General features: G+C 43.5%; 9 protein-coding genes and 1 pseudogene. 4 read left to right on the top strand and 6 right to left on the bottom strand.

Features of this window, described 5'->3' with window-relative positions:
- Nucleotides 1-157: 157 nt before the first annotated feature.
- Together acnA and cysB are read right to left on the bottom strand one after the other, a co-directional pair.
- Complete coding sequence (gene acnA, locus GKR74_RS12020; RefSeq protein ID WP_154603749.1) at nucleotides 158-2,830, bottom strand: aconitate hydratase AcnA; 2,673 nt, start codon at nucleotides 2,828-2,830, stop codon at nucleotides 158-160.
- Nucleotides 2,831-2,923: 93 nt separating this feature from the next.
- Nucleotides 2,924-3,898 (bottom strand): HTH-type transcriptional regulator CysB, encoded by a 975-nt coding sequence (cysB, locus tag GKR74_RS12015; protein ID WP_154603748.1) that lies wholly within the window; start codon nucleotides 3,896-3,898, stop codon nucleotides 2,924-2,926.
- Nucleotides 3,899-4,187: 289 nt separating this feature from the next.
- Here cysB and GKR74_RS12010 point away from each other — a divergent pair.
- Nucleotides 4,188-6,242 (top strand): annotated as a pseudogene (locus GKR74_RS12010) (M13 family metallopeptidase).
- Between the two features lie 308 nt (nucleotides 6,243-6,550).
- Here the strand turns inward: GKR74_RS12010 and sodC are convergent.
- Both sodC and topA read right to left on the bottom strand, forming a co-directional pair.
- Entirely contained in the window at nucleotides 6,551-7,084 is a 534-nt protein-coding gene (gene sodC / locus GKR74_RS12005) for a superoxide dismutase family protein (RefSeq protein ID WP_154603746.1), read from the bottom strand.
- A gap of 362 nt (nucleotides 7,085-7,446) precedes the next feature.
- Nucleotides 7,447-10,065 carry a type I DNA topoisomerase gene (gene topA, locus GKR74_RS12000; RefSeq protein WP_154603745.1) on the bottom strand — a complete coding sequence of 873 codons (2,619 nt, stop codon included), beginning with the start codon at nucleotides 10,063-10,065 and terminating at the stop codon, nucleotides 7,447-7,449.
- A 287-nt stretch (nucleotides 10,066-10,352) separates the two neighbouring features.
- On the opposite strand from topA, the gene GKR74_RS11995 reads away from it, so the two are divergent.
- A complete protein-coding gene (locus GKR74_RS11995; protein ID WP_154603744.1) occupies nucleotides 10,353-10,610 on the top strand; it encodes a DUF2498 family protein in 258 nt (85 codons plus the stop codon).
- A 94-nt stretch (nucleotides 10,611-10,704) separates the two neighbouring features.
- On the opposite strand, the gene sohB is transcribed toward GKR74_RS11995, so the two are convergent.
- Nucleotides 10,705-11,751, bottom strand: a complete 1,047-nt coding sequence (gene sohB / locus GKR74_RS11990; RefSeq protein WP_336431326.1) for a protease SohB — start codon at nucleotides 11,749-11,751, stop codon at nucleotides 10,705-10,707.
- 178 nt (nucleotides 11,752-11,929) lie between these two features.
- On the opposite strand from sohB, the gene GKR74_RS11985 reads away from it, so the two are divergent.
- Together GKR74_RS11985 and cobO are read left to right on the top strand one after the other, a co-directional pair.
- Nucleotides 11,930-12,691 (top strand): YciK family oxidoreductase, encoded by a 762-nt coding sequence (locus GKR74_RS11985; protein WP_154603743.1) that lies wholly within the window; start codon nucleotides 11,930-11,932, stop codon nucleotides 12,689-12,691.
- Between the two features lie 23 nt (nucleotides 12,692-12,714).
- On the top strand, nucleotides 12,715-13,305 hold the full coding sequence (cobO, locus tag GKR74_RS11980) for a cob(I)yrinic acid a,c-diamide adenosyltransferase (RefSeq protein WP_154603742.1): 591 nt from the start codon (nucleotides 12,715-12,717) through the stop codon (nucleotides 13,303-13,305).
- Nucleotides 13,306-13,337: 32 nt separating this feature from the next.
- Here the strand turns inward: cobO and GKR74_RS11975 are convergent, their stop codons facing one another.
- The gene (locus GKR74_RS11975; protein ID WP_230089151.1) at nucleotides 13,338-14,042 is read right to left on the bottom strand and encodes a hypothetical protein; all 705 of its coding nucleotides are present in this window, start codon (nucleotides 14,040-14,042) and stop codon (nucleotides 13,338-13,340) included.
- Between the last annotated feature and the right edge of the window lie 399 nt (nucleotides 14,043-14,441).

Below are 14,441 nucleotides of genomic sequence, written 5' to 3'. Positions count from 1 at the left end.
CATCAAACTACTGAGCTTTTTCTGAATACTGACTATCACAATAACTGAGAAACTGGCTAAAAAACTTGAGAAATAACAATATTAAGCGTTAATAAAGAAAAAACGCCCACAAGAGCTTTGAATATACTCAAAATTCTGCAGGCGCCATAAACATAGATTAATTGAGCATTTGGCGGATCACATAATGCAAGATCCCACCGTGTCGGTAATATTCCATTTCAGTTGCCGTATCGATGCGGCAACGAGTATTCACCTCTTTCACTTTACCATCACCATATGTAATTTTGACGGTGATATTTTGACTTGGTGTCAGAGACTGCAAACCGGCAACATCAATACGCTCATCACCTTTTAAACCAAGGGTTTTGCGGGTTTCGCCACCTGTAAATTCTAATGGAATCACCCCCATACCAATTAAGTTAGAACGGTGAATACGTTCATAGGATTCAGCGATCACCACACGAACACCCAATAAATTAGTGCCTTTTGCTGCCCAGTCGCGGCTAGAGCCTGAACCATATTCTTTACCTGCAATAATGGCTAACGGGCGTTTTTGTTGCTGATACAGCATCGCCGCATCAAAGATAGCCATCTGTTTGCCTGTTGGAATATGTAAGGTATAGCCACCTTCTACACCCGGCACCATTTCATTACGAATACGAATATTGGCAAACGTGCCACGCATCATGACTTCATGGTTACCACGACGAGAACCGTAAGAGTTAAAATCCGCAACCGCCACACCGTGCTCTTGGAGATAACGCCCCGCTGGACTTTCCTTTTTAATATTCCCTGCCGGAGAAATATGGTCAGTCGTCACAGAATCTCCGAGAATAGCGAGAATGTTTGCCCCGTGAATATCAGCGACAGGCTTAGGTTGCGCAGGCATGTTTTCAAAGAATGGTGGATGGCGAATATAGGTTGAATCCCCTTGCCAATGGTAGGTTGACGAGCTTTCAACATCCAACGCACGCCAAGCTTCATCCCCTTCAAAAACCGCGTTATATTCCTTATGGAACATATCGGTTTTGACTTTCTCAACCGCGCTGGCAATTTCCGCGCTGGATGGCCAGATATCTTTCAAGTAGACAGGCTGCCCCTGTTTATCCACACCTAAAGGGTCGGTTTTTAAATTAACGTGCATATTGCCCGCTAGTGCATAGGCAACGACGAGTGGCGGTGATGCCAGCCAGTTGGTTTTTACCAACGGATGAATGCGCCCTTCGAAGTTACGGTTACCTGAAAGCACAGCTCCAACCGTCAGATCAGATTGCTTAATCGCCTCTTCAATTGGTGCAGGTAACGGACCGGAGTTACCAATACAGGTCGTACAACCATACCCCACAAGATTAAAGCCCAGTTGATCAAGATAAGGGGTTAATCCCGCTAGCGCGAGGTAATCAGTCACGACCTTCGAACCCGGCGCAAGGGAAGACTTAACCCATGGCTGACGAGAAAGCCCTTTTTCTATCGCTTTTTTTGCCAGTAACCCTGCCGCCATTAATACGCTAGGGTTAGAGGTGTTGGTACAGGATGTGATAGCAGCGATCACTACCGCACCATCGGTAAGGTCGAATTCCTGCCCTTGAAAATTCACGCGAGGATGCGCATGTTTGTCTTGCTTATTCAGTTCTAAATCCACAGCACCTTGGAATGCTTTCGGAACTTGGCTCAGTTCAACGCGGTCTTGTGGACGTTTAGGCCCCGCAAGGCTCGATTCGACCGTCCCCATATCCAGTGCTAAGGTACTGGTAAAAATCGGTTCATCCCCTGGATGGCGCCATAAACCTTGTTGCTTGCTGTACGCTTCCACCAGCGCGATTTCATCATCTTCACGCCCTGTCAGTTTCATATACGCAAGGGTAATTTCATCTATAGGGAAGAAGCCGCAGGTTGCCCCATATTCTGGTGACATATTGGCAATGGTCGCGCGATCGGCTAATGGCAGGTCGGCTAATCCATCCCCATAGAATTCAACAAATTTACCCACCACACCATGCTTACGTAGCATCTGAGTAACGGTTAATACCAAGTCTGTCGCGGTGATCCCTTCTGCTAATTTACCGGTTAACTTGAAGCCCACCACATCGGGGATCAGCATGGAAACAGGTTGCCCCAGCATCGCGGCTTCTGCTTCAATTCCGCCAACGCCCCAGCCTAATACCCCAAGGCCGTTGATCATGGTGGTGTGAGAGTCAGTTCCAACCAAAGTATCGGGATAAGCAACTAATTTTCCGTCGACCTCTTCATGCCAAATCGCTTTACCGAGGTATTCAAGGTTAACTTGGTGGCAAATCCCCGTTCCCGGCGGTACCACCCTAAAGCGGTTAAACGCTTTTTGTCCCCAACGTAAAAATAGGTAGCGTTCGTGGTTACGCTTCATTTCGATTTCGACGTTGTCATCAAACGCTTGGGAATTACCAAACTCATCGACCATTACTGAGTGGTCAATAACTAAATCGACGGGAGATAACGGGTTAACTTGATTAACGTTACCACCAAGGGATTTGACAGCTTCACGCATGGCCGCAAGGTCGACAACCGCGGGAACACCGGTAAAGTCTTGCATCAGCACCCGCGCAGGACGATAAGCAATTTCTCTATCTGCATGGGCGTTTTTTTGCCAATCGATAATGGCTTGGAGATCGGCGTCTACGACGGATTTACCGTCGATATGACGCAGTAGGTTTTCGAGTAGAACTTTGAGGGATTTAGGAAGTCTCGCCCCGCTGCCTAATTGTTTCTCTGCAAGGGCAAGACTGAAGTAATTATACTGTTTGTTACCGACATTCAGTGTTGCTGCACTGTTTGTTTTTAAACTCAACGACATAACTCCTCCTTGGCGTTTTTATCACCTTATTTTTTTACGCAGTATTATTAATCATAGTCCTCATAATCATTTCCTCTATAGATTTTGTGCCAATTAAAGAATAGGAAGCTCAATTTCTTTGAAAAATTCTTCGATATCTTCGTTGTTACGCAAGGCAATGGCTTTATCCACCACATCACGCGTGAGATGCGGGGCAAAACGCCAAATAAAATCATACATATAGCTGCGCAGGAAACTGGTACGCTTAAAACCGATTTTCGTGGTGCTGTAACTAAACTTATCGCGCATATCGATAACCACGAGATCTTTATCCACCTCAGGATCCACCGCCATGCTGGCGATAATGCCAATCCCTAAACCGAGCTTCACATAGGTCTTGATCACATCCGCATCTGTGGCAGTGAAAATAATTTTGGGTTCTAAGCCCACTTTTTGAAATGCGACATCCAGCTCTGAACGCCCAGTAAACCCGTGGGTGTACGTCACAATTTGGTATTCTGCAATATCTTCAATCGTAACGTTCTTTTTCTCGGTCAGAGGGTGCCCTTTAGGGACAATCACACAACGGTTCCAGTGGTAGCATGGCAACATAATAAGGTCGCTGTACAGATGGAGCGCTTCTGTCGCGATAGCGAAATCACTATTCCCTTTGCAAACTTCTTCCGCGATTTGGGTTGGCGAGCCTTGCTGCATATGCAAGGAAACATGAGGATAACGTTCAATAAAGGTTTTAATCACCGGTGGTAAGGCATAACGGGCTTGGGTATGCGTCGTGGCGATTTTTAAACTACCGCGATCAGGAATGGTATGTTCACCGGCGACAGAACGGATGGCCTCAATTTTGGAGAGCACTTCACGGGAAATGCGTACCACTTCCTCGCCGGCTGGAGTCACGTGAGTCAGATGCTTACCACTACGCGCAAAAATTTGAATGCCTAGCTCATCTTCCAACATTCTGACTTGTTTACTGATCCCCGGTTGGGAAGTAAATAACCCTTCTGCTGTCGATGAAACATTCAGGTCGTGATTCACCACTTCAACAATATATCGCAGTTGCTGTAACTTCATACTCGCTCCACCTCTTACAGGAAATCATTTCTGCTATAGCTAAAAAACATTACATATAACAAAAAGTAATATTGTTTAATTTATATATAATCAATATAACATCAAACTAATGAGAATAAACAGTATGATGATATTATTTCATCTTGCTGTGAAAAAAAGACGGCACCCAAGTAAGGTATTGCAAAGTCAGATTATTTTTTTCTTCGACTATGCTTGAATAATTAGCATACGAATTTTATTTCCATTTTTGCGGTGAGCATCCTATTTAGACTACAGAGAGGTTATCTAGATGCGTATAAAAGTTTTAGCCCTGATGGTCGGTTTATCAACCCTATCCTTTGCGCCTCACTTATTAGCAAAAGAGCTATCTTACGGCCAGCAAAAAATCGTGTTATCTGACACCATCGTACCGGGTAATGATTTTTACCAGTACGTTAACCATGATTGGATTAATAAAGCGAAAATCCCAACGGGCATGCCACGAATTAACTCTTTCGTGGATTTGTATTTAAGTACCGAAAAGCAAACTCAATCGATTATCGATGAATTAAAGCAAGCCCCAGAGAGCAGCTTGGATCATAATCAGAAAAATATTCGTAACTTATATTTGAGTTATTTAGATGAGGCCAGCATTGAAAAGGCGGGTTTAACGCCAATCAAATCCGACTTAGCGGCCATTGCTAAAGCCAAAGATCATAATGATATTAGCCGTCTGATGACGCTGCCGGGTTATACCTCCGTGCTCTCTTATTGGGTGGATTTGGACGCCAAGGCGCCAGATACGTATATTCTGTATCTTGGTCAAGGTGGGCTGGGGTTACCTAATCGTAATTACTACCTTGACGATACCCCGCAAATGAAAGAGATCCGCAAAAACTACATTGCGTATATTGCGACTATCTTGAAATTAGCCGGCGAAAAAGACGTTAAGAAAAAAGCGCAGCAGATCTTCGACCTTGAAAAATCCATTGCTGAAGTACATTGGAGCCCAGAAGCTCGCCGTGACACCATCAAAAATTATCACCCTATGACCCTCGCTGAAATGAAGAAATTTACCGATGGTTTTGCGTGGGATAGCTTTATTCAGCACTGGAAGTTAACCGATCAGCAACTGGCGAAAGTGGTGGTTGAGAATGATACGGCGGTAGAAAAAACGGCGCAGATTTTTGCCAAAACCCCGGTTTCAGTCTTGAAAGATTATCTAACGTTCCAGTACGTGAACGACCATGCCAGTTATCTGAACAAAACCTTATCTGATGCACGCTTTGATTTTTATTCGAAAAAACTCAATGGCGTTGAAAAACAGCGGACTCGTCAAGAACGTGCACTTCAAACGGTCAATTCCCTGCAAGGTGAGCCTCTCGGACAGATTTATGTAGAGAAATATTTCAATCCACAATCTAAAGAAAAAATCCAAGATTTAGTCAGTTATGTGCGCGGTACCTTTAATGCACGCCTGAAAGATAATGATTGGATGGATGAACCTACCCGCCAAGAAGCGCTGAAAAAATTAGAGCAGTTTACGGTTAAAGTCGGCTACCCTGATAAATGGAATGATTTTAGTAGCGTTAATTTGAAACCAAATACGTTGATGGATAACTATAAGCAAATGGAAGCGTGGTCATACAACGATGCCATGAGCAAAATTGGTCAACCTGTCCGCAAATGGGAATGGGGTATGACACCGCAAACCATCAATGCGTATTTCAATCCAGTGCAAAATGAAATTGTGTTCCCTGCGGCTATTTTACAAGCACCATTCTTCGACCCAAATGTGGATCCTGCTTATAACTACGGTGCCATCGGGGCAGTAATCGGTCATGAAATGGGCCACGGTTTTGATGACCAAGGCAGCTTATATGATGGCACAGGCCAGTTACGCAATTGGTGGAGCGACAGCGCCAAAGAGCATTTTAAAGAGAAAACGGCCAAGTTGGTGGACCAATATAATGGCTTTGCCGTTGATGGCCAGAAAGTGAATGGCGAGTTAACCCTCGGAGAGAATATCGGTGATTTAGGTGGCTTAAACATCGCGCTAAGCGCCTATAAGCAATTTGCTAAAGAGAACTACCCAAATGGCGAGCCTCCGATTATTGATGGTATGACTGGCTTGCAGCGTTTCTTTATTTCCTGGGCCAGAACCTGGCAGGAGTTGTCGAATAAGGAATCTGAGCGCAACAAGATCCTCACTGATCCACACAGTCCAAATCAGTTCCGCGCTAATGGTGTTGTCCGTAATATCGATGATTGGTACACCACCTTCGGCGTTGATAAGGATAATGCCCTATACCTCGAGCCGGAGAAACGAATTAAGATTTGGTGATTGGTTGAGTCGGTAAGATAATGTTGAAAAGCCTCTTGGATAAGAGGCTTTTTCTATTTAAGTCTTTTTATGACCGATAACATTGCCATTCATTCTAAATAATTCGTATTAGAACAAGGCGGCTAACACGGATATCTCCGGGAGCATACAAAAGTATGTGAGCCGAGTAGCCAAGTGACGCCAACGCAGTTATCACGCGAATTATACTCCAGAAACTTCCTTCTAAATAATTCGTGCTGTAGCAAGGCGGCAAATGAGCTAATCCCTAGGAACATACACAAGTATGTGACTAGGGTTAGTGAGTGTAGCCAACACAGCTACGGTGCGAATTATGACGAAGGAATGATGCCGCAAGCCATCCTAGCCCCACCACCGCCTAAAACCTCTGGATGATCGGAATAATTATCCCCACCCGCATGCACCATCAGTGCGCGGTTTTGGACATCTTTCAAGGATTTTAATTTTGGCGCTAACACGCTGTAGGTAGCATTACCTTGGCTATCAACCACTAAGCCCGGTAAATCTCCGAGGTGGCCTGTTTTGTCATAAGGTCCTTTGTGAACCCCGGTTTTGGCTGGATCTAAATGTCCGCCCGCTTTTAATGCTGGTACGGTTTTACCGTCTTTTTCACCCGGTTCGCAACTTGGGTTTTCATGTACATGGAAACCATGCACGCCACCCGCTTGCAAGCCTGAGAGTTTAGGCGTGAAGAGTAATCCGTATTCAGTTTCAGAAATCACCACTTCACCAATAGCTTTACCCTCACCTTTGGCTGTCGCTTCTTTCAACTCTACCGTGGTTTGTGCCGCATACGCTGCGCTAGTTGTGAATAGTGCCGCTAATAAACATAATTTGAACTTCATATTGCCTCCAGTCATTCACTGTGATTATTATCCTTAAGCTAAACGTTAGCATAATAAATGAATGAAAATGGGCGATTACTGCTTTTGTTATGTGAGAGCTATCGAATTATGAACAAAAAAAAGAGCCCAGAGGGCTCTTCTATATGATTTCAGATTTGGCTTTGGCTTTGGCTTTGGCTTTGGCTTTGGCTTTGGCTTTGGCTTTTATTTTGAACTTCGTTACAGAATTCCAAACTATTATTCTAAATAGTTCGCGTTAGAACAAGGCGGCTAGCGCGGATATCTCGGGGAGCATACATGAGTATGTGACCCGAGTAGCCAAGTGACGCCAACGCCGTTATCACGCGAAATATGACGAATAATTACTCTTTGGGTTTCCATTGCCCATCCACATAAAACGCACTCCACCCCGTCGCCTTGCCATCTTTCTCGGACGAAACATATTGCTGTTTTGTCTTGCGGCTAAAACGAACTACTGTTGGGTTGCCTTCTTCGTCTTGTGCTGGTGCTTCCGCTAAGTACGCCAGTTTTTCCGGTAGTCTGTCTTTAAATCGTTGCAGTTCTGCGACTAATGGCGCACGTGTTTCCCTTGATTTCGGGAAGGTGTTTGCAGCGAGGAATACGCCAGCTGCACCATCTCGTAACACAAAATAAGCATCCGATTTTTCACACGGTAATTCAGGTAACGGTACTGGGTCTTCTTTCGGTGGTGCAATTTCACCGCTTTTTAAGATCTTGCGGGTATTTTTACACTCTTCGTTGGTGCAACCCATGTATTTCCCAAAACGTCCCATTTTCAGGTGCATTTCAGAACCACATTTATCACACTCAATCACCGGACCATCGTAACCTTTGATGCGGAACTCGCCTTCTTCGATTTCATAGCCTTCACATGCTGGGTTGTTACCACACACATGCAATTTACGACCATTATCAATCAGGTAGCTGTCCATCGCAGTGCCACATTTTGGACAACGACGTTTTGCTCTTAAGGCGTTAGTTTCTGCATCGTCGCCTTCGAGGATGTTTAATACTTCATCTTCAGGGATAAGATTGATGGTTTTCTTGCAGCGCTCTTTTGGTGGCAATGCATAGCCAGAGCAGCCTAAGAATACCCCTGTGGATGCGGTACGAATTCCCATATGACGTTCACAGTCAGGACAGATAATCGAAGTGATCACCATTGGGTTGGTACGCATGCCGCCTTCTTCTGGATCTTTTTCTGCGACATCAAGCTGCTTGCTGAAGTCAGAGAAAAATTCATCCAACACCGCTTTCCACTCTGCTTCATGATTCGCAACGTGATCCAGCTGGTTTTCCATGCGAGCGGTAAAGTCGTAGTTCATCAGGTCGTTGAAGTTTTCTTCTAAACGGTCTGTAACGATTTCACCCATTTTTTCCGCATAGAAACGGCGGTTTTCCACTTTTACGTAGCCACGATCTTGGATCGTTGAAATGATTGCCGCATACGTCGATGGGCGACCAATACCACGTTTTTCTAATTCTTTAACCAAAGAAGCTTCACTAAAACGCGCTGGTGGCTTAGTAAAGTGCTGGCTTGGTAGTAATTCCAGCAATGATAATTCAGCACCCACTTGAATCGCAGGTAATGTTTTATCTTCGTCATTTTTACGTAGTGCTGGCATGACTCTTGTCCAACCATCAAAACGTAACGTACGGCCTTTGGCTTTTAATTCGAAATCTCCCGCTTTCACCGTTAATGTGGTGGAGTCGTATTTTGCTGGGGTCATTTGACATGCAACAAATTGATTCCAAATTAACTGGTAGAGGCGCTTCGCATCATTTTCCATGTCTTTCAGTGAATCAGGTAATACATCAACACTGGATGGGCGGATAGCTTCGTGCGCTTCTTGGGAGTTATCTTTACTGGTGTAAACGTTGGCGTCTTTTGGCAAATACTGAGCGCCAAAGTTATCGGAAATATAACCACGTACCATGTTCACTGCATCTTGGCTCAAGTTCGTTGAGTCCGTACGCATATAAGTGATGTAACCCGCTTCATATAAGCGCTGAGCCATCATCATAGTTTTCTTCACACCAAAGCTTAAGCGAGTGCTCGCCGCTTGTTGGAGTGTCGACGTGATAAACGGTGCACTTGGTTTACTGGACGTTGGTTTATCTTCACGATCAATTACTTGATAACGTGCTTTTTCCAGTAATTTAACCGCTGCTTCCGTTTGGACTTTATTAACAGGTTTAAAGGCTTTCCCCGCTTGGGAAGTCACTTCTAAACGTAAGTTAACGGCGTTTTTATCCGCTAAATCCGCATGGAGCTCCCAATATTCTTCAGGAACAAACGCTTTAATTTCACGTTCACGCTCAACAATAAGTCTTACTGCGACGGACTGTACGCGTCCAGCAGATAATCCGCGCGCCACTTTTTTCCATAATAATGGAGAGACCATATACCCAACAACACGGTCCATAAAGCGACGAGCTTGCTGAGCATTAACACGGTCGATATTCAATTCGCCCGGACTTTCAAATGCTTGAGTAATTGCATTTTTAGTGATTTCGTTAAACACCACTCGGCTAAAACGAGAATCATCACCACCGATCACTTCGCGTAAATGCCACGCAATAGCTTCCCCTTCACGGTCAAGGTCCGTCGCGAGGTAGACGTGGTCAGCATCTTCGGCTAACGCTTTTAATTCAGAAACCACTTTTTCCTTACCCGGCAGAATTTGATAATTCGCCTTCCAACCATGATAAGGGTCGATCCCCATGCGTTTAACTAACGCTTCTTGCGGATCCTTTTTAACTTTCTTTGTTTTGTCGGTCTTTGCTTTATCGGTAGATGAGCCTGTACTCTTTGGTGAGCCGGATTGTGAACCAGAGCCGCTTTTCGGCAGATCACGAATGTGGCCAACGCTGCTTTTTACAACGTAGCCACTGCCAAGATACTTATTGATCGTTTTGGCTTTTGCCGGGGACTCCACTATAACAAGAGCTTTACCCATATTTACCTTTACCTACTATCAACGAAGGCGCATTTTTCTATTCAAATGCGCAAAATGAGAATCTCTTTTTTATATTGCGACAGAATCACAATATATCAATATTTTTTCGCACAATAATTTGTAACGAAACGAATTTTATCCATCAGTCACATTATTTTGTAAAGCATACAAATTGCTCTAGTTGACTGATTTTAACCACATAATGCAGTTTAGCCGCATTGAAAAACACACACTGTACCTGATAAAATGCTAGAAGCAACCAATTATTTTTTCAAGAGAGGCATTCTATGAACAATGAGATTCAAACTATTTCAAAGCAAGAACTGCTTGAAAAAGCCAACGAAATCATCAAAAACCACGATGAGTACCTTGATGGCATGTTCGTGGATAATGTCGAGCAACATCGCGATGTTTTAGTTTTCAAAGGCGAATTCTTCCTTGATGAAAACGGGATCCCATCCCTAAAAAGTCCAGCAGCTTTTAATATGTATAAGCATTTGGCGCACCTATTTTCTGATAAGTACCGACTGCAAGAATCAGAATAGTCATAAAAAAATACCGGCTTTTATAGCCGGTATTTTTAAGGGTAGTTCAACATAAATATTGTGTCATGAATATTCAGTGAACATTATGGCTTTTTTATAAAAGCGGCTTTTGCCCACGCTGCCACCAGCGTAATAATAGCTTATCCGCACTCTCTGCAGCGCTACTGGTAAAGCGCTCTACCATTTTCTTGCTCATCACAAAACGGATGCTGATAATTTCTTTGGTTTCGATTGCATTGATGATCAAATCATCACTAACACCAATTTGGTCAACGAGCCCTTTCTCTAGCGCTTGCGTTCCATACCAATATTCGCCTGTTGCCACCGCTGCAATATCAAGAGATGGACGATTTTGATGAACAAAGTCTTTAAACAGTTCGTGAGTTGAATTCAGATCTTCAACAAATTTCTTACGCCCCTGCTCTGTATTTTCGCCAAGCATCGTCAGAGTACGTTTATATTCCCCTGCTGTGTGCAGTTCCACATCCACATCGTGTTTTTTCAATAATCGGTGAATATTTGGAACCTGAGCGACAACACCAATAGAGCCTATAATAGAAAACGGTGCCGCAACGATTTTATTCGCGATACACGCCATCATATAGCCACCACTTGCCGCAACTTTATCAACTGCAATTGTTAGCGGGATATTTTTTTCTTTCAATCGCATCAACTGAGAAGCTGCTAAGCCATAGCCATGGACTAAACCACCTGGGCTTTCTAAACGTAGTAAAACTTCATCTTGTTGATCCGCAACTGCCAGAATTGCACTGATTTCTTCACGTAAAGAGCTAACTTCACGAGCATCCATACTGCCTTTAAAGTCTAAGACATATAAGCAAGGCTTTTTGACGGCTGTTTGCCCCATTTTCGCCCCGGATTTCTCATTTTTAGACTTGGCTTTTTCCTGCTTTTTAAATGCCTTTGACCACGCTTTTTGCTCAGAATCATTCATTTTGATCTGCTGCATTTGACGTTGGCGTTCACGGTAACTTTCACCTAGGTCAATAATTTTTAACGCGCCTTTACTTCCTTGACGTCTCATACCTACGCCAAATACAAATACTGCAATCACAGCAATGGCAACCACAATGGTGACCACTTTTGCTAAAAACAGTCCGTACAAAGAGAAATACTCCACAAGTTGATCCTTCTAATATTTAACGCTAATAAAAAAATGATCGCATGATTGTTCATAAACAACCAGTAAAAAAACTGTTATCAATAACCACAGACATGAAACAAATGTGGTAAATTGCCCTCCCGTGCAATCTACGCGATGATAACCTTCAACGCGACTCATGACGATAGGAAAAATTATGCTTCATTATCAGCCTAGACAAGATCTTTTAAATGGTAAAACTATCTTAATTACTGGCGCTACCGACGGGATTGGTCAAGAAGCAGCATTAACGTATGCACGCTTTGGCGCCTCTGTCATTTTATTAGGCCGTAACCCGCAAAAATTAGACGCGGTTAAACAGCAAATTATTGACTCTACCGGCGCATCCGTAGAAACCTATGTGATTGATTTACTGACTGCAACTGACGAAACTTGCCAAGTTATCGCTGACGATGTTGCCAAACAACACCCTTATTTAGATGGTGTATTACATAGCGCTGGCTTGCTAGGAAATATCGCACCAATCAGCGAGCAACCTACTCGACTCTGGCATGACGTCATGCAAGTTAACGTCAATGCGGGCTTTATGCTCACACAAGCATTACTTCCTTTACTAGAAAAAGCTCCTCGCGCATCGTTGATTTTCACCAGTTCAAGTGTCGGTAAACAAGGGCGCGCTAATTGGGGCGTTTATGCCGTTTCAAAATTTGCAACTGAGGGTTTAATGCAAGTCTTAGCCGATGAGTACCAAGGCACTGGATTACGCATTAACTGCATTAACCCTGGACGCACCCGTACCGCTATGCGTGCAGGCGCTGCACCCGGTGAAGATCCAATGACCTTAAAAACACCTGCCGATATTATGCCGACTTATCTATACTTAATGGGTGATGATAGCGCCGAGCAAACAGGAACCAGCGTGGACGCTCAGCCCAATTTAAAACCGATTAAAGCTTAAAATCGACTGAAACGGAGCAAACCATGAGCCAAGACCGACACGAAGAACGCCAACAACGTTTAAAGCAAAAAGTGGATGAGCGAATTGAAGCCGCCCAGTTGGAGCGCGGGATCCTGATTGTCTTCACTGGCAATGGAAAAGGAAAAACGACGGCAGCATTTGGCACCGCTTGTCGCGCTGTCGGTCATGGCAAAAAAGTGGCAGTTGTCCAGTTTATTAAAGGGGGTTGGGACAATGGCGAACGCAATCTTTTAGAGCCTCACGGCGTCCCCTTTTATGTGATGTCCACAGGGTTTACTTGGGAAACGCAAAACAAGCAGACTGACACACAAGCTTGCCTTGAAACTTGGCAGCATGCAGTGGAATTATTGCAAGACCCTCAATATGACTTGGTGATCCTAGACGAGCTAACCTACATGGTCAGTTACCATTATCTTCCTCTTGCTGAAGTAATGAATGCACTAAGTTGCCGCCCTGAAAATCAATCCGTCATTATTACGGGTCGAGGATGCCACCGTGATCTATTAGATTTTGCCGATACGGTGACAGAAATGCGCCCTGTTAAACATGCCTTTGATGCGGGGATCAAAGCGCAAAAAGGGATTGATTGGTAGCCACTGGCAACATACTCGTTAGCTGCCACAGGCTATTTCGGTGCTACATCCAGTTTTAAAACCCCAGCACTAAAAATAGCGGCGGTTTGCGACAAGAATTGCAAATATTTTTGTCGCTCTTCAAGACAATTATCCCCAGTTTCCCATTGGCTATAGAGCTCCGCCATATTCGATACGGCTACATGATATTGATTATAAAAGTTCTGTTTTTTTTCTGGGTCAGAGGATGCTCGGTAATCTTGAATCAGTGTGTTCACTTTCATCGCGTACTGCTGGATTTGCTGATCTTCAAAAACAGGGAGTGTGACAAGATAGTCAAATGTTAAACTCACCGTATTGTTTTGTACGGGTTCATTTTGACGCACAACCAGTTGCGTCATTTGCTTATCATCCGAAGAAATCGCCGTAATTAATTCTGAATAAGAGAAACACTTTGTTTTTATTTTACTAACTGTCGTTAGCGAATTTAATTCATCAGGGATCCGTGTTCCGATCGGGTAATCACAGTTGAATACGTTATTATCAATAATGAAATCATCACTACTCTCAACTCTCCCTTTTACTCGATAATCACCCACAGTTAATTCCTGTATGGTTTTATTATGAATAGAGGGAATTCCATTATTACCGTATACAAAGCCATAAGAATAATAAAGATGCTTTTGGGGATTTAATATCCCCCCTTTATTACCAGGGTAAACCATAAAATAAATGTGCTGGCCTTCTCCGGTTGTCATGGAATGTAAGCCTTGCTTTAAATACAAGCTACCCACTGACGCTTTCGGGATCACCATCAGTTTATTATCAATAAAAAAAGAATAATTTTCCGACGAGTCATTACTAAAAAAGAAGCGCCCACTCTCTGAAGTATGTGGTTGATAAACATCACAACTTGTTATGCCAAAACTCAATAGTGCTGCATATTTCGCCGACTTTGCACATAACATAAACATTAAAACCTTTTATTGTTTCATTATGATAAAAATAGATTAGATGGACGAGTTGTACAATATAAAAGCCTCATAATGTGACAGATACCTTATAAACTCTTGATTGGCGTATTTTAAGTTTTAAATATCAAAATAACAAAGAAGTAAAAGTAATAAGTGGAATAACCCAGCCTGTTTTTACTTTAT

It is taken from the genome of Providencia sp. wls1914 (genome assembly GCF_009706645.1).
GTDB classification, from domain to species: Bacteria; Pseudomonadota; Gammaproteobacteria; order Enterobacterales; family Enterobacteriaceae; genus Providencia; species Providencia zhijiangensis.
This window is presented reverse-complemented; position numbering and strand designations above follow the sequence as displayed.